The sequence below is a fragment of the Streptomyces sp. NBC_01003 genome, assembly GCF_045162695.1.
GTDB lineage: Bacteria > Actinomycetota > Actinomycetes > Streptomycetales > Streptomycetaceae > Streptomyces.
The window spans coordinates 6,152,350-6,167,615 of record NZ_CP108707.1 but is presented as its reverse complement, the minus strand read 5'-3'; the positions used below and the strand labels follow the sequence as shown (position 1 = coordinate 6,167,615).

Here is a 15,266-nt window from a genome sequence, read left to right as displayed (position 1 = left end):
GCGTCCTGCGCCGTCGAGTTGGACCGTTACTTCATTAGGATCGTGAGTCTGCCCAGAAAAGGCATTTTCTCGCCAATGTTCCACCGTACGCACATCCCCCCAAGGACATGAACATGGGTGCACGCACGACGTACCGAGCACTCGTCGTTCGGACCGGGCCCCCACCCGATCCGAGCGCCCCCTTATCACAATGCGCTCGGACGATGAATGTAGCGCACGCGGGTGACAGCCGCGCCCGATCCTCAGTCCGGACTCATCATGATGAGTGCATCTATGCCGGGAATCCAGGCGCCTGAGGGCTTACGGAGCCAGTCGTTCTCCTCCGCGAGCGTGGCCGCCGCCGCACGGAGCGCGTCGATCCCCGGGTGCACGAGCCCCGTCGGCCACACCAGCGACACAGGTGACAGCGGTACGGGGTCGGTCAGGGGCCGCACGACGGAGCCGGCCATGGCCGGAAAGTCCCCCGCGGCGAGCACTGGAGTCCCCGTTTTGGCCATGATCCGCCGGAACTCCTCGACGCCCACGGCGAGCGGCACGGGGGGCGCGACCGCTATCCCGCGCCCCTCGAAGAGCCGCCCGGCCAGGTCGGTCCACTCCGGTGTACGGGGATTGCCCGCGCCCGCGTACACCGTCTCGCCCGCGAGCCGCGCGAGCGGCACGGCGTCCAGGGCGGCGAGGGGATGGTCCTCGGGCAGGACCACCGTCATCGGCTCGTACCGCACGGGCTGCTGCGAGAGGCGCGCCCGCACCGCCGGGTCGAGCCCCGCGTACCGCCCGAACGACGCGTCCAGGCGGCCCGCCGTCATCTCGGCGGCGGCGCCGGTCAGGCCGCTCTCGTAGCGGGCCATCAGCTCGCACTCCGGGGCGAACTCGCGGGCCCGCTCCAGGATGCGCTCGAAGACGAGGCCGGGGCTGTTCACGTCGACGAGCAGCGGCCGCGTCCCCGCTGCCGGGCGGCGCGCGAAGGCAGCGAGCAGTTCGTCCTGCGCATCGAGGACCCGCCGCGCGTACGGCAGCAGCCGCGCACCGTCCGCGGTCAGGGCGACCTGGCGTGTGCTCCGCGCGAACAGCTCGGCGCCCAGCTCGCGTTCGAGGCGGCGGATGTCCCTGCTGAGGGCCTGCTGAGCGACGTAGAGCCGGGCGGCGGCGCGGGTGAAGTGCAGCTCCTCGGCGACGGCGAGGAAGGCGCGCAGCAGCCGGGGCTCCAGGTGGGCGGGGGCCGGCGTGCCGGGCGCGGCTGGCTGGTCGGGCATCCGGCGAACTTACAACGCGGGCGCGTGAATCGGTACGGAGAAGGTGTTGGACCGGGCGCGCGGCCCACGACGACGCTGATCACATGCCCGACGCCATATCCGAGCCCGCCACCGCTCCCCCGGCCTCCACCGCCCCGCCACAGCCCAGCCGCTCCCCGTACGTCCGACTGCTCTCCACCCCCGGCGCGCTCGCCTTCACGCTCGGGAACCTCCTCGCCCGGCTCCCCATGGGCATGTTCAGCGTCAGCGCCGTCATCATGATCGCCGGGGCGCGCGGCTCGTACGCGCTCGCCGGGGCCGTCACCGCGACCGGGATGGCCTCGACCGCGGTCGTCGCCCCGTGGACGGCGCGCCTCGTGGACCGGTACGGGCAGGCCAGGGTCGCCGTGCCCGCCACGGCGGTCGCGGTCTGCGGATCGCTCGCGCTCCTCCTCTGCGTGCACTACGGAGCGCCCGGCTGGACCCTCTTCGCCGCCTACGCGGCGACGGCCACCACGCCCAACACGGGCGGCATGTCACGGGCCCGCTGGGCCCATCTCCTCAAGGGCGACCCGGCCGCCCTGCACACCGCGAACTCCTTCGAACAGGCGGCGGACGAGCTGTGTTTCATGCTCGGCCCGGTGCTCGCCGCCTTCCTGTGCGGCTCGCTGTTCCCGGAGGCCGGCACCCTGATCGGCGCGGTCCTGCTGCTCACCGGTGTACTGGTCTTCGCCGCGCAGCGCGCCACGGAACCGCCCACCCATGGGCGCACGGCCACGAAATCGCCCCTCCGCGCGCGCGGGATGCCCGTTCTCCTGACGTCCTTCCTCGCCACCGGCGCCGTGTTCGGCTCGATGGAGGTGGTCACGATCGCGTTCGCGGACGAGGGCGGCCACAAGGCGGCGGCCGGCGCGGTCCTCGCGCTCCAGGCCGCCGGTTCCTGTGTGGCGGGGCTGGTCTACGGGGCCGTACGGCCCGCAGGTCCCGCGGCGCGGCGCCACCCGTGGTGCGTCGCCGCGATGACCGTCCTGCTGACCCTCCCCCTGCTCGCGGCGCTCACCGGTTCTCTCCTCGTGGTCGCCGGAGCTCTCCTTGTGGCCGGCATGGCGACGGCCCCGACGATGGTCACGGGCATGACGCTGGTCCAGGCCCGCACCCCCGAGGGCCAGTTGAACGAGGGCATGACCCTCGCCGTGACCGGCCTGCTCGGGGGCATCGCCTGCGGCGCGGCGGCGGGCGGCTCCGCGGTGGAGCGCCTCGGCCCCACCGCGGGTTACGCGGTCCCGGCCGCCGCGTCGGCGTGCGCACTCGTACTCGCGCTCATCGGTTACGTACGCAGCGGCGCACGCGACCGTACGTAGTCACCCGCAGCCGTCAGCACACCGCCGGTTTGCGCCACGAGCACTCCAGGTCGCCCTTGCGTTCGGAGACCGGCACGGAGCGCAGGGAGCGCGGCTTCACCGCCACCGCCGCGTCCGCGCCGGACTTCGCGAGCGTCACCACGATCGCGTCCTCAAGGGGCTTCACCGAGTCGACCAGGTAGTTGTTCTGGACGATGCTGTAGACGAGTTCACGTCCCCCGGCGTCCTTCACGTAGCCGGAGAGCGCGGACGCGCCGGTCAGGGAGCCGGTCTTGCCGCGGGCGTTGAGCGCGGCCGGTGTCCTGCACATCCGCGAGCGCAGCGTCCCGCCGACGAACCGGTCCGGGTCGCAGGCCACCGGCAGCGCCTTGTACCAGTCGCCGAACCACGGCTCGGCGCGCACCGCGAGCAGCAGCTTCGCGAGCTGGCCCGCCGGGATGTTGTCCATCCGGGAGAGCCCGGACCCGTCGGCCTGGCGCAGCCGCCCGGTGTCGACGCCGACGCCCTTCAGATAGCCGCTGATCGCCGCGAGCCCGTCGTCCCAGGTTCCCGCGCGGCCGGTCGCCTTCGCGCCCATGGCCTTGGTGAGGATCTCGGCGTGCATGTTGTTGCTCAGCTTCATGAACGGGATCAGCAGGTCCTTCAGGGGCATGGAGTCGTGCGTGGCGAGCCGCACGGCGCCCTTCGGGGTGGCACGCCCGAGCTTCGTGCCGCCCGACACCTTCACGCCGTGCGCGGCGAGCGCGTCACGGAAGACGGAGGCCGCGTAACCGGTGGGCTCCCAGACGGTGACCCACTCCTTCGTGGCACCCCCGTCGACGGGAACCGTGCCGCTGACGGTGACGGTGTTCGTGCCGTGCTGCCGCTCGACGGTGAGGCTGTCGTCACCGCCGGCCGCGACGGTCGTGGCCCGCACGTCGATGTCCACGTAATGAGTGCTCGGCGTGACGGTGATCTTCGGCTTGTCCCCCGCCTTCGCGCCCGGCGTGGCCTCGACGATCACCGTCCCGGTGTCGTAGTCGGTGTCGGGCGCGACGCTCAGGGCGGAGATCTGCGCCGAGTAGTACGAGGACTCGTCGTCGGCGGCCCAGGAGCGGCCGATCCGCTGACGGTCGAACGCGGTGTCGTCGGCGACGAGGCGACCGCTGACCGACCTCACGCCCGAAGCGGCGACCTCGGCGGCGAGTTCGTCGTAGTCCTTGGCCAGGGCGGTCGGGTCGCCGGTGCCGCGCAGATACAGATCGCCGTCGAGGACGCTCCCCCGCCGCCGCCCGTCGCCCAGCACGTCGGTGGTGAACCGGTAGCCGGTGCCGAGGAGTTCCGTCGCGGCGGTCGAGGTGAGGAGCTTGGTGTTGGACGCGGGCATCAGGCGTCCGGTCGGATTGTGCTGGTAGATGATGTCGCCGCTCTTGGCGTCGGCGACGACGACGCTCGCCGCGCCGCCCTCCATGGACGGGTCGCCGAGGATGGTGTCGATGGCCTCGGGGAGGCCGGTGCTGTCGCCGTCGGCACCGGCCGGTGAGCCCCAGGTGAGGCCCGCCGCGAGGGCGACGAGGGCGGGCCAGACGAGGTAACGCCGTTGACGCGCAAGGGGATTGAGGAGTCGTCTCACAGGTCCGTCGGGTCTACTCATGCCTCAGGAGCATCCCCGATCGCGGCGCCCGGGGACAGGGTGCGTCAGCCGAGTCCCCACGAGCGGCCCATCGCGTAGGCCGCGCACAGGTTCACGTCGAGGATGTAGGCGCCCGCGGTCCCGCACTGCGCGGCCCCGCTCCCCGGATCGACGGGCTGCCCGTGCCCCATCCCCGTGATGCTGTACGTCTCCACGGCCGCGCTCCCGTCGGCCCGGCGGAAGACCTGGTGCGGATACCCGGCCACGCTGTCGCTGACGTCGGCGACCTGATCGGTGCCCTGGACGTCGGTCCACTGCTTCATCAGGTCGGTCATGTTCACGGGCTTCACGGTGTAGTCGGCACTGCCCTGGAAGACGGTCAGCCGCGGCCAGGGCCCGGCATACCCGGGCCGCGCCGCTCGCACGCGGTCGCCCCACTGCTGTGCGGTCTGCGTGGCACCCACGTACATGCACACATACGGCGACCCGGCGGCGGCCGCGCACCCGTAGGGCAGCCCGGCGACGACACCTCCGGCGGCGAACTTCTCGGGGTACGCGGCCATCATCACGGAGGTCATGCCGCCGCCGGCGCTCAGCCCGGTGACGTAGACCTTCGCGGGGTCGCCCGAGGCGTCGGTGAGCTGGCGGTCGACCATCTGCGCGACGGAGGCGGCCTCGCCCTGGCCGCGTTCGATGTCGCCGGCCTGGAACCAGTTGAAGCAGGAGGACGCGTTGTTCCCGGACTGCTGCTGCGGCAGCACGACGGAGAAGCCCCACCGGTCGGCGAGCTCGGTCCAGCCGCTGCCGGTGCCGTAGCCGGAGGCGTTCTGCGTGCATCCGTGCAGGGCGACGACGACCGGTCGCCCGGCGGGCAGCCCATCGGGCACGTAGCGGTACATCTTGAGGGCGCCGGGGTTGGTCCCGAAGCCGGTGACTTCCTGGATCGCCGCAGCGGCGTCGGCGCGGGGCGCGGGCAGGAAGACGGAAAGGAGGGTGGCGAGTAGAGCGGCGATGAGGGCCACGAACATGAGACGTGGGGGTGTTGCGGCTCTGGTCGGTGTCATGGGGAGGGACCGTAGAGCCGGGCCGGGACCCCCGATATGGAGCCGGGCCACACAACGACAAAGGCCCGGCTGTGTGTCAGCCGGGCCTTTGTCTCACATGGGGTTTGTGGAGATGGCGGGAATCGAACCCGCGTCCAACGGTGCAGAATCAGGGCTTCTCCGAGCGCAGTTCGCTTCGATTTTCTCAGCCCCGGAGATCACGCGAACAAGTCTCCGACGGGCTCAGCCACTGTTTGATTTCCCACCGAACCCCGTGACCGGGCTCGGCGGTTTAGTTCCCTAGATTATGCCAGGATCCGGGTCGGGAACACCCCCGGGCTGACACCCTTTTAGGGTCCTTCAGTCACTGCTTATTAGGCAGCGAGGGCGAAGGACTGGGAATCGCTCTTGGAATTGGCGATTATTGGTTGCGACATATGGTTTACGAGATCATTGCCGCTTCCTCGGCTCGCTTCCCCTGCTTCGACAGCCGCTGTCGAAACCGATCATCCCCATGTTGATTTTTCAAATCAGGTCTTCCGACCCACACACCCGCTGTGAGGTGCTGATGCCATCGTACGTGACCAACACACGACGGTGCCAGCCTATTCCCGCGGGCCGACCACCTACGCGCCCCGCTGCTTCCGCTTCGCCGCCGCGATGGCGCGGTCCGACTCCCGGCGGTCCTGCTGCTCGCGCAGCGTCTGCCGCTTGTCGTACTCCTTCTTGCCCTTGGCGAGCGCGATCTCGGCCTTCGCCCGGCCGTCCTTGAAGTAGATCGCCAGCGGCACGATCGTGTGCCCGGTCTCCTGGGACTTCGACTCCAGCTTGTCGATCTCCTCGCGGTGCAGGAGCAGCTTGCGCTTGCGGCGCACGGAGTGGTTGGTCCAGGTGCCCTGGCTGTACTCGGGGATGTGGGCGTTGTGCAGCCACGCCTCGTTCCCGTCGATCTGGACGAAGCCGTCGACCAGCGAGGCGCGGCCCTGCCGCAGCGACTTCACCTCGGTGCCGGTCAGGACGATGCCCGCCTCGTACGTGTCGACGATGGCGTAGTCGTGCCGGGCCTTCTTGTTCTGCGCGACGATCTTGCGCTTGCCGTCCTTGTCCTTGCCGGACTTCCCGGACGCGCCCTGCTTGGGCTGTGATTCCTTCGGTACGAACATTCCCTTAGCCATAGTGCAGCCATTTTCGCACTACGAGGGGTCCCCGAGGCCACTCAATACTGTCTCGGCCCGCTGTCGAGCGCCCTCGTCGGCCTCGAGGTCGGGGGTGATGCCCCGGCCGTCGACACCGCGGCCGGTGGGGGTGCGGTAGTGGCCGACGGTCAGCTCGGCGACGGAGCCGTCGGGGAGCCGGCTGGGCATCTGGACCGAACCCTTGCCGAAGGTCTTCGAGCCCACGACGACCGCGCGGCCGCGGTCCTGGAGGGCCCCGGTGAGCAGCTCGGCCGCACTCATCGTGCCGCTGTCGACGAGCACGACCACAGGTCTGGAGGTGTCGCCGCCGCGCTCGGCGTGCAGGGCGCGCTGCCGTCCGCGTACGTCGTACGTCGCCACGAGCCCGCCGTCGAAGAACGCCGACGCCGCGGTGACCGCCTCCGTGACCAGGCCGCCGGAATTGCCGCGCAGGTCGAGGAGGACGCCGTCACCGTGGGGGGCGTCGCGCACGGCGGACCGTACGCGCTCGCCCGAGCCCTTGGTGAAGGCCGCGACCTTGATCAGGACGGTGCCGCCCGGGAGGCGGGAGACGCTGACGGACTCGGTGGCGAGGTTCGCCCGGCGCAGGGTCTCGGTCCACGCGCGCGTGCCGCGCGCCAGGCCGAGGCGGACCGCCGTCCCCGCGTGCTCGCCGCGCAGCAGGGAGACGACCTCGGTGACGGGGCGGCCGTCGACGGGCCGGCCGTCGACGGTGCGGAGCCGGTCGCCGGGGCGCACGCCCGCATGGGCCGCGGGGGACCCGGAACCGACCTTGGAGACCTCAATGCGGCCGTCGGCCGTGCGCCGGGCCCAGAGGCCGACGCCCGTGTACTGGCCGTCGAGCTCCTGCTCGAACTCCTTGTACTCACCCTGCGAGTACACCGCGCCCCAGCGGTCGCCGCTGCGGCTGACGGCCTCCTCGGCAGCCTGCGTAGGGGACTTGCCGTCGGCCATCGCCCCGGCGGCCGCGTCTCTCACGTCCTCGTGTCCGGCGCCGGCGGCCGAACCGGCCGGAAGCTCCTCGGACTTGTGGCCGTCGGCGCTCCACGAACCCGTCGCGACGCCGGTCGCGAGGACGCTCGCGAAGACCAATGTCAGGGCCGCCCCGCGGCCGAAGCGGCGGGGCCGGGAGAACAACTCGGGGCCTGACATGACGGTGAGTCTAGGACAACGCGAAGCGCCGTACGGCTCGTTGAGCCGCACGGCGCCCTGCAACTCCGGGGAGTCTTGTCACACCTTCAGATACTTGCGCAACGCGAAGAAAGCGGCGATCGCGGGCATCAGCAGGCCGATCGCGAGGACGAGCGGCAGCTTGGCCAGGACCGCGTCCCAGCCGATGAAGTTGATCAGGTTCAGCTTCTCGGAGAGCGCCAGACCGTGGTCGATCATGAAGTAGCGGCCCACGAGGAGCATGCCGCAGGCGACCACACCGCCGATGACTCCGGCGACGGCGGCCTCCATGATGAACGGCATCTGGATGTAGAAGCTGGACGCGCCGACCAGGCGCATGATGCCGGTCTCTCTGCGGCGGCTGAACGCCGAGACGCGCACCGTGTTGACGATCAGCATCAGCGCGACGACGAGCATCAGCGCCATCACGGCGAGCGCCGCCCAGTTCATGCCGTTGAGGAGTCCGAAGAGGTTGTCCAGGATGCCCTTCTGGTCCTGCACGGACTGGACCCCGTCACGCCCGTCGAAGGCGGTCGCGACGACCTGGTACTTCTCCGGGTCCTTGAGCTTGATCCGGTACGACTCCTGGAGCTGGTCCGGCGTCAGCGAGCTGGCCAGCGGGGAGTCGCCGAACTGCTCCTTGTAGTGCTTGTACGCCTGGTCCGCCGACTCGTGGGAGACCTTCTCGACGACCGGCATCTTGTCCAGGTCGGAGACGATCTGCTGCTTCTGCTCGGCGGTGACGGCTCCCTTGGCGCACTTCGGGTCCGACTCGGCGTCGCCCTTGTTGCACAGGAAGATCGAGACGTTGACCTTGTCGTACCAGTAGCCCTTCATCGTGCTCACCTGGTCACGCATGAGCAGCGAGCCGCCGAACAGGGCGAGTGAGAGGGCGACCGAGACGATGACCGCGAAGGTCATCGTGAGATTTCGGCGGAGACCGACGCCGATCTCCGACAGGACGAATTGGGCGCGCATGGCGTCTGCTCAGGCCTTTCTCAGTGCTCTGGTGCTCACGGGGCTCAGTGCTGGTAGCCGTAGACGCCGCGCGACTGGTCGCGGACGAGACGGCCCTTCTCCAGCTCGATGACGCGCTTGCGCATCTGGTCCACGATCTGCTGATCGTGGGTGGCCATCACGACGGTCGTCCCGGTGCGGTTGATCCGGTCCAGCAGCTTCATGATGCCGACCGAGGTCTGCGGGTCGAGGTTGCCGGTCGGCTCGTCGGCGATCAGGAGCTTGGGGCGGTTCACGAAGGCGCGGGCGATGGCCACGCGCTGCTGCTCACCACCGGAGAGCTCGCCGGGCATCCGGTCCTCCTTGCCGCCCAGGCCGACGAGGTCGAGCACCTGGGGCACGGACTTGCGGATCTCGCCTCGGGACTTGCCGATGACTTCCTGCGCGAAGGCGACGTTCTCGCCGACGGTCTTGTTGGGCAGGAGCCGGAAGTCCTGGAAGACCGTGCCGAGCTGGCGGCGCATCTGCGGCACCTTCCAGTTGGACAGTCGTGCCAGGTCCTTGCCCAGGACGTGCACCTGGCCGTGGCTGGTGCGCTCCTCGCGCAGGATCAGCCGCAGGAAAGTGGACTTTCCGGAGCCGGAAGATCCCACAAGGAAGACGAATTCGCCGCGCTCGACCTCGAGGGACACATCCCTGAGGGCGGGCCGGGTCTGCTTGGGGTAGGCCTTGGAGACGTTGTCGAATCGGATCACGGGTGCGCCTCGGTGCATCGTGGGCGACGGGGGTAGGTGTGCGTGACCATACGCGAACCGGGCTCCGCGGCGCAGTCGGCGTCCTTGGATGAGCGTTTTGTCCCGTTGATTGCCTGGTCGTGGCCGGGTCATGGCGGGAACGGAACGGGTCCAAAGGGGCAGCATTCGGGGAGGCGCGCCGAAATCCCTGGAAGCTGGCACAGTGGTAGGGGGAACGGTTGCGGTCCCCGGAGCGTTGAGCGGAGAGAATTACGCTGTGGCGGCTCCGCCGCGCGGGAGGAGGAAGAGCGCATGACCTATGACCGGCTGGTGTGCGCGAACTGCGCGGCGCCCGTGAGCGAGGGCCGCTGCCCCGTGTGCCGGGCGAACCGCGAGCGGCTTCAGCAGGAGAGCCCGTTCGCGGGGCTTCACCCGATGGCCCTGATAGCCCTGGTGGCTGTGCTCATCGCGGCGGTGGCGCTCCTCGCGCACCAGACCGTCTAGGACACGAGGAAGGGCCCGGAGCGACGCTCCGGGCCCTTCTCGCGTTACGTGCGGACGTACAGGACGTACGCGCCTACGGCTGCTTAGGCAACCGTGCGGCCGCCGCCGACGAGGCGGGGCAGCAGGCGGAAGCCGATGCCGCCGGCGATCATCGTCGCGGCGCCGATCAGCAGGAACGTGGTCTCGGCGGCGCCGGTCTCGGCCAGCTCACCGCCGGACTTGCCGTTCTGGGCCGGCTGGGCGGCCGGCACGGAGCCGGTGTCCTGCAGGCTGTCCTTGCCCTGGCCCTGCTCGACCGGGTTGTTGCCGCCGTCGGGGTCGGTGTTGCCGTTCCCGCCGCCGTGGTGGCCGCCGCCACCACCGTTGCCGCCGCCGTTCCCGTTACCCGGGTCGGTGGGGTCCTCGGTCGGTGCGGTCGGGTCCTCGGTCGGCTCGGTGGGCTCCTCCGTCGGGTCCGTCGGCTCCGAGGTGGGCGGGTCGGTCGGGTCCTCGGTCGGCGGGTCCGTCGGGTCGGTGGGCGGGTCCGTCGGGAGGTCGGTGGGCGGGTCCGTCGGGTCCTCGTCGCCGCCGATACCGACGCCGACCCCGACACCGTCCTCGCCCGCGTGCACGTTCACGCCGGCGCCCGGAAGGTTGACGCCGATGTCGAGGGCCGAAGCGGCGCCCGCGGCGGTCAGCGACGCACCCGCCGCGATCACCGCACCGGCTGCTATCCGCGCGACACGGATGCGCGTCTTCTTGGTCATCTGCCTGCTACCCCCAGTAGCTAATCGTTGATGGAGCAGCGCGCGGGACGGGGGCTGCCCGGGGGTGGTCGGCCACTGCTGACCCGCCCCCCGGTGCACACGCGTCCCACTGATACGCATGCCACGCGTCAGCCTTCCCAGTTTTCATGTCAGCGTCAAGGTCGTTGCGTACGTGATGCCCGAAATCTAGGGAGTTGACCGACGTACGGACATGTGACTGTGACGTAAAAGGCAACTGCCGCCCGGTGGGCGGCAGTTGCCTTGTCGACAAAGCTGGAAAAGGCCTGAGGTTACTTCTCCTGCTGCTTGCGCCAGCGAATTCCCGCTTCGAGGAAACCGTCGATCTCGCCGTCGAGCACCGACTGCGGATTACCGACCTCGAATTCCGTCCGGAGGTCCTTGACCATCTGGTACGGGTGCAGGACGTACGAACGCATCTGGTTTCCCCAGGAGCTGCCGCCGTCGCCCTTGAGGGCGTCCATCTTGGCCCGCTCCTCCTGACGCTGCCGCTCGAGGAGCTTGGCCTGCAGAACGTTCATGGCCGTCGCCTTGTTCTGGATCTGCGAGCGCTCGTTCTGGCAGGAGACCACGATGCCGGTGGGCAGGTGGGTCAGGCGGACCGCGGAGTCCGTCGTGTTCACGCCCTGGCCGCCGGGGCCCGAGGAGCGGTAGACGTCCACGCGCAGCTCCGACTCGTCGATCTCGACGTGGTCGGTCGTCTCGACGACCGGGAGCACCTCGACGCCCGCGAAGGACGTCTGGCGGCGGCCCTGGTTGTCGAAGGGCGAGATACGGACCAGGCGGTGCGTGCCCTGCTCGACCGAGAGCGTCCCGTACGCGTACGGGATCTGCACGGCGAAGGTGGTCGACTTGATGCCGGCCTCTTCCGCGTACGACGTCTCGTAGACCTCGGTCTTGTAGCCGTGGCGCTCGGCCCAGCGCAGGTACATGCGCTGGAGCTGCTCGGCGAAGTCCGCGGCGTCGACGCCGCCCGCCTCGGCGCGAATGTTGACCAGCGCCTCACGGGAGTCGTACTCACCGGACAGGAGGGTGCGGACCTCCATCTCGTCCAGCGCCTTCTTGACGGAGGTCATCTCGGACTCGGCCTCGGCACGGGTGTCCGGGTCGTCCTCCTCCTCGGCCATCTCGAAGAGCACGCTCAGGTCGTCGATCCTGCCGCGCAGGGTCTCCGCCTTGCGCACCTCGGCCTGGAGGTGACTCAGCTTGCTGGTGATCTTCTGTGCCGCGTCGGGGTCGTCCCACAGGGACGGTGCGGCCGCCTGCTCCTCGAGCACGGCGATATCTGCCCTCAGCTTGTCGAGGTCCAGGACGGCCTCGATCGACTCCATGGTCGAGGAGAGGGACTTGAGCTCTTCGGATACGTCGACGACTGCCACGACACCAGCGTAACGGCTGGGGCAAGTGCTCCGGTCCTGGTGGCCGCGGGGCCGGGTCCGGGCGCTCTGCCGGGCCGTCTCAGGGGGAGGCGGGGGCCGACTGTCCGGGGTCCTTGCCGGGGGTGGCGTCCGCGTCGTCGCCGCCCACGGCCGCCCACGTGCCGATGCCGGCCGCCGCCACCAGGACGGCTCCGGCGACGCCGAGGGTGATCCTGCGGCGGCGGGCGGAGGCGCGGTGGCGGGCCGAGCCGGGGCGGGGTGCGCCGGCCGCGCGGGGGCGCGGGCGGTGCCGCGGGCGCCGCCCGCCAGCTCGTCGGGGGCCGGGACGCGCATCGACGTGTGCGTGTCCCTGTTCGAGTCGGCCGGGGTCGCGCCGGGGACCAGGGGGACGGCGCCGCGGCGGGCGGCGGGCGCCTCGGGCGCGGCCGGGGCGGCCTCCGGCTCCGGGTCGGGCTCGGTGTCCGGCTCGTCCACGTCGAGGGGCGCCATCCCGGCGAGCTGGGGCAGCTGCTCGCGCAGGCGGGCTCCCAGCTCCGAGGCGCGCAGACGGGACGCGGGCGCCTTCGCCAGGCACTGGACGAGGAGCTGCCACAGCTCGTCGGGGATGCCGGGCAGCGGGACGACCGTCTCCGTGACGTGCCGGCGCAGGATCGCGCCGGGGTGGCCGCCGCCGAAGGGCGTGAAGCCGGCGAGCAGCTCGTACAGGACCGTCGCCAGGGCGTAGATGTCGACGGCGGCGCGCGGCGGGAGGCCCTCGATGAGTTCGGGGGCGAGGTAGTCCGGGGTGCCGATGATCTTCGTGGCGCGGGTGCGGCGCGGGGAGTCGATGAGCTTGGCGACGCCGAAGTCGGTCAGGAGCGCCGGGTGGGAGCCGCCGGGGCCGAGGGGGCCCTGCATGTCCAGGAGGACGTTCTCCGGCTTCACGTCGCGGTGCACGATCCCGGCGGCGTGCGCGGCGGCGAGGCCGTCCGCGATGTCGGCGACGATGGCGACCGCGGCCTCGGGGGCCAGGCGCCGCTCGCGGTCGAGGCGGGTGCGCAGGTCGGTGCCGCGTACGAGGTCCATGACCAGGGCGAGGTCGTTCCCGTCGACCACCAGGTCACGGACGCCGACCACGCGCGGGTGGTCCAGGCTGAGCAGGGCCGTGCGCTCCTGGACGAAGCGGCCCACGAGCTCCTGGTCGGAGGCCAGGTCCTCACGCAACAGCTTGATGGCGACGGGCCCCTCGGGTCCCTCGCCCAGCCACACCGTGCCGGCGCTGCCGCGTCCCAGGATCTGGTTCGCGGTGTACCGGCTGCCGATCTTCCGTGCCAAGACTGCTCCTACAGACGCGTGTTGGCGCCCAAGCTACGCGGCTCGGACGCCAAGCATCACATCCACGGGGGAAATCACCCCCGGAAGTCGACAAATCTCCAACCTCACGGCTGAAGCGGGGCCGTGGGGCGTTTTTCAGTTGCCGGAACCCGCTAGGCGCCGGACCCGCCGCTGCCCGAGCCCCCGCCACCGAGGTCGCCGACCCAGTCGGAGACCGTGTGGTACCAGGACGAGAGCTGGCCCCAGTAGGACTTGCCCGTGCCGATCCAGTCCTGGAGCGGGGTGAACTCCCAGACGAGCCAGCTCACCACGAACAGCATGACGATCATGAAGAGGCAGCCCTTGAGGCAGCCGAGCCCCGGGATCTTCATCCGGTTCGCACTGCGCTGCCTCGGCTGCCGCGGCTCACGCTGCGGCGCCTGCGGCTGCGGCTGGCGGGGCTGCTGCGGCGGCGCGTACTGCTGCTGCTGGGGCTGCGGCGCGTACTGCTGCTGCTGGGGGTGCGGCTGCTGCCGGCGGGGCTGCTGGGGCGCGTACTGCTGCTGCGGCTGCTGGGGCGGCTGCTGCGGGCGCCCCTGCTGGCGCTGCGGCCGGCGGCGCAGCGGGTCTTCGTTCGGGTTCAGGTACTGGACCTGCGTCTGCTCGTTGCGGTCGCGGGCCGCCCGCATCTGGTTCTGCCAGGGGTGCGGGTCGTCCGGGTTCGCGCCCGGCTGGTGCGGCGGGACCGGCGGCATGACGGCCGTCGGGTCGGCGGCGCCCCGGTTCGGCAGGACCGAGGTGGGGTCGGCGTCGCCGGTGCCGGTGGACTGCATGACGCTCGTCGCCGCGTTCGGGTCGTACGAGCCGGCGTTGCTGGGCAGGACCTGCGTCGGGTCGGCCGCGCCGGGCACGCCCGGCACCTGCGCGGGCGCCGGGTCCGGCATCAGGAGGGCGCCGACGCCCTCGGCCGCCGCGATCTGCGCGGAGTTCGCGTGCACGCCGATGCCCTCGGCGACGGCGCGCAGGCCGCGGGCGAGGTTCTCGGCGCTGGGGCGCTCCTCGGGGTTCTTGCGCAGGCAGCGCTCTATGACCGTCCACAGCGGGTCGGGCACGGTGGACGGGCGGCGCGGTTCGGCGCTCAGGTGCTGGTGCAGGACCTCGAGCGCGGAGCCGCCGGAGAACGGGGGCCGGCCGGTGACCAACTCGTACAGCAGGATTCCGGCGCCGTAGATGTCCACCGCGCTGGTCTGCGGGCGGCCCTCGGCGGACTCCGGCGCGACGTACGCGGGCGTGCCGACGAACTCGTGGGTGCGGGTCAGGCCCGGGGAGTCGGCGAGGCGGGCGATGCCGAAGTCGGTGAGCATGGGATGCATCTCACCGCCGTCCTGCTTCAGCAGGACGTTCGCCGGCTTCAGGTCGCGGTGCACGACGCCGTCCGCGTGGCTCGCCGCGAGCGCGTCCGCGACCTGGGCGGTCAGCAAGGACGCGGCCACCGGGGAGAAGGGGCCGTTCTCGCGGAGGTAGCGGTGCAGGTCGGGGCCGTCGACCAGGTCCATGACGAGGGCGAGGAGCTCGCCCTCGACGACCAGGTCGCGGGTGCGCACGATGTTGGGGTGCGTCAGGCGGAGCAGCACGGAGCGCTCGCGCAGGAAGCGCATCACGACATCCGCGTCGTTGGCGAGCTCCTCCTTGAGGACCTTGATCGCCACGGTCTCGCCGGGCTGCCCGGCGACGGCCGCCTCGGCCCCCGCGGTCTCCCGCTGGCGGGCCCGCCAGACGGTGCCCGTGGCGCCGCGTCCGAGCGGCTCCTCGAGCAGGTATTTACTGCCTACCGGCCGCACGTCATGCGCTCCCTGCTTGCTGCGTACTGGCGTACTGCTTGGTCTTGCTCGTTCTTGGGTGTTCCGACCCACTGTAGTGCCGTCGAACAACCCACTGTCTGTTGATCTTCCGCGACTCCCCGCCCGCCACAGCCGCGTTCGACGGAAAGACGCTCGGGGTGGGCTGTTGGTTGCCGCCGG

Annotated in this window: 12 protein-coding genes, 1 other RNA gene and 1 pseudogene; 2 read left to right on the top strand and 12 right to left on the bottom strand. The window is 70.9% G+C overall.

Features of this window, described 5'->3' with window-relative positions:
* Positions 1–242: 242 nt before the first annotated feature.
* Positions 243–1,253, bottom strand: coding sequence for a LysR family transcriptional regulator (locus OG698_RS28150; protein WP_406106238.1), 1,011 nt, complete (start codon positions 1,251–1,253; stop codon positions 243–245).
* An 83-nt stretch (positions 1,254–1,336) separates the two neighbouring features.
* Between OG698_RS28150 and OG698_RS28145 the strand changes: the two genes are divergently transcribed.
* Entirely contained in the window at positions 1,337–2,593 is a 1,257-nt protein-coding gene (locus tag OG698_RS28145) for an MFS transporter (protein ID WP_406106236.1), read from the top strand.
* 13 nt (positions 2,594–2,606) lie between these two features.
* Here the strand turns inward: OG698_RS28145 and dacB are convergent, their stop codons facing one another.
* The 7 genes from dacB to ftsE form a co-directional block, all read right to left on the bottom strand.
* Positions 2,607–4,226 carry a D-alanyl-D-alanine carboxypeptidase/D-alanyl-D-alanine-endopeptidase gene (dacB, locus tag OG698_RS28140; protein WP_406106234.1) on the bottom strand — a complete coding sequence of 540 codons (1,620 nt, stop codon included), beginning with the start codon at positions 4,224–4,226 and terminating at the stop codon, positions 2,607–2,609.
* 44 nt (positions 4,227–4,270) lie between these two features.
* Positions 4,271–5,269 carry a PHB depolymerase family esterase gene (locus tag OG698_RS28135; protein ID WP_406106232.1) on the bottom strand — a complete coding sequence of 333 codons (999 nt, stop codon included), beginning with the start codon at positions 5,267–5,269 and terminating at the stop codon, positions 4,271–4,273.
* Between the two features lie 104 nt (positions 5,270–5,373).
* Positions 5,374–5,762: a transfer-messenger RNA gene (gene ssrA / locus OG698_RS28130) on the bottom strand.
* Positions 5,763–5,874: 112 nt separating this feature from the next.
* Positions 5,875–6,411 carry an SsrA-binding protein SmpB gene (smpB, locus tag OG698_RS28125; RefSeq protein WP_399973318.1) on the bottom strand — a complete coding sequence of 179 codons (537 nt, stop codon included), beginning with the start codon at positions 6,409–6,411 and terminating at the stop codon, positions 5,875–5,877.
* A gap of 30 nt (positions 6,412–6,441) precedes the next feature.
* Positions 6,442–7,596, bottom strand: coding sequence for a S41 family peptidase (locus tag OG698_RS28120; protein ID WP_406106229.1), 1,155 nt, complete (start codon positions 7,594–7,596; stop codon positions 6,442–6,444).
* A 78-nt stretch (positions 7,597–7,674) separates the two neighbouring features.
* On the bottom strand, positions 7,675–8,592 hold the full coding sequence (gene ftsX / locus OG698_RS28115; RefSeq protein ID WP_384264390.1) for a permease-like cell division protein FtsX: 918 nt from the start codon (positions 8,590–8,592) through the stop codon (positions 7,675–7,677).
* A 44-nt stretch (positions 8,593–8,636) separates the two neighbouring features.
* Complete coding sequence (gene ftsE / locus OG698_RS28110) at positions 8,637–9,326, bottom strand: cell division ATP-binding protein FtsE (RefSeq protein ID WP_100593907.1); 690 nt, start codon at positions 9,324–9,326, stop codon at positions 8,637–8,639.
* Positions 9,327–9,617: 291 nt separating this feature from the next.
* Here ftsE and OG698_RS28105 point away from each other — a divergent pair, with 291 nt between their 5' ends.
* Entirely contained in the window at positions 9,618–9,809 is a 192-nt protein-coding gene (locus tag OG698_RS28105; RefSeq protein ID WP_100593906.1) for a hypothetical protein, read from the top strand.
* A gap of 83 nt (positions 9,810–9,892) precedes the next feature.
* Here OG698_RS28105 and OG698_RS28100 read toward each other — a convergent pair whose 3' ends face one another.
* The 4 genes and pseudogenes from OG698_RS28100 to OG698_RS28085 all read right to left on the bottom strand — a co-directional run bounded on the left by OG698_RS28100 (position 9,893) and on the right by OG698_RS28085 (position 15,086).
* Positions 9,893–10,555 (bottom strand): hypothetical protein, encoded by a 663-nt coding sequence (locus OG698_RS28100; protein WP_406106227.1) that lies wholly within the window; start codon positions 10,553–10,555, stop codon positions 9,893–9,895.
* A gap of 290 nt (positions 10,556–10,845) precedes the next feature.
* A complete protein-coding gene (gene prfB / locus OG698_RS28095; protein WP_326775494.1) occupies positions 10,846–11,952 on the bottom strand; it encodes a peptide chain release factor 2 in 1,107 nt (368 codons plus the stop codon).
* 79 nt (positions 11,953–12,031) lie between these two features.
* A pseudogene (locus OG698_RS28090) lies at positions 12,032–13,266 on the bottom strand (serine/threonine-protein kinase).
* 152 nt (positions 13,267–13,418) lie between these two features.
* Positions 13,419–15,086 (bottom strand): protein kinase domain-containing protein, encoded by a 1,668-nt coding sequence (locus OG698_RS28085; RefSeq protein WP_406106225.1) that lies wholly within the window; start codon positions 15,084–15,086, stop codon positions 13,419–13,421.
* Positions 15,087–15,266 lie beyond the last annotated feature (180 nt).

Coding starts and splice junctions, on each gene's coding strand:
- OG698_RS28120 (WP_406106229.1), bottom strand. CDS start 7,596: ATGTCAGGCCCCGAGTTGTTCTCCCGGCCCCGCCGCTTCGGCCGCGGG.
- ftsX (WP_384264390.1), bottom strand. CDS start 8,592: ATGCGCGCCCAATTCGTCCTGTCGGAGATCGGCGTCGGTCTCCGCCGA.
- OG698_RS28100 (WP_406106227.1), bottom strand. CDS start 10,555: ATGACCAAGAAGACGCGCATCCGTGTCGCGCGGATAGCAGCCGGTGCG.
- OG698_RS28145 (WP_406106236.1), top strand. CDS start 1,337: ATGCCCGACGCCATATCCGAGCCCGCCACCGCTCCCCCGGCCTCCACC.
- dacB (WP_406106234.1), bottom strand. CDS start 4,226: ATGAGTAGACCCGACGGACCTGTGAGACGACTCCTCAATCCCCTTGCG.
- OG698_RS28105 (WP_100593906.1), top strand. CDS start 9,618: ATGACCTATGACCGGCTGGTGTGCGCGAACTGCGCGGCGCCCGTGAGC.
- smpB (WP_399973318.1), bottom strand. CDS start 6,411: ATGTTCGTACCGAAGGAATCACAGCCCAAGCAGGGCGCGTCCGGGAAG.
- OG698_RS28135 (WP_406106232.1), bottom strand. CDS start 5,269: ATGACACCGACCAGAGCCGCAACACCCCCACGTCTCATGTTCGTGGCC.
- OG698_RS28150 (WP_406106238.1), bottom strand. CDS start 1,253: ATGCCCGACCAGCCAGCCGCGCCCGGCACGCCGGCCCCCGCCCACCTG.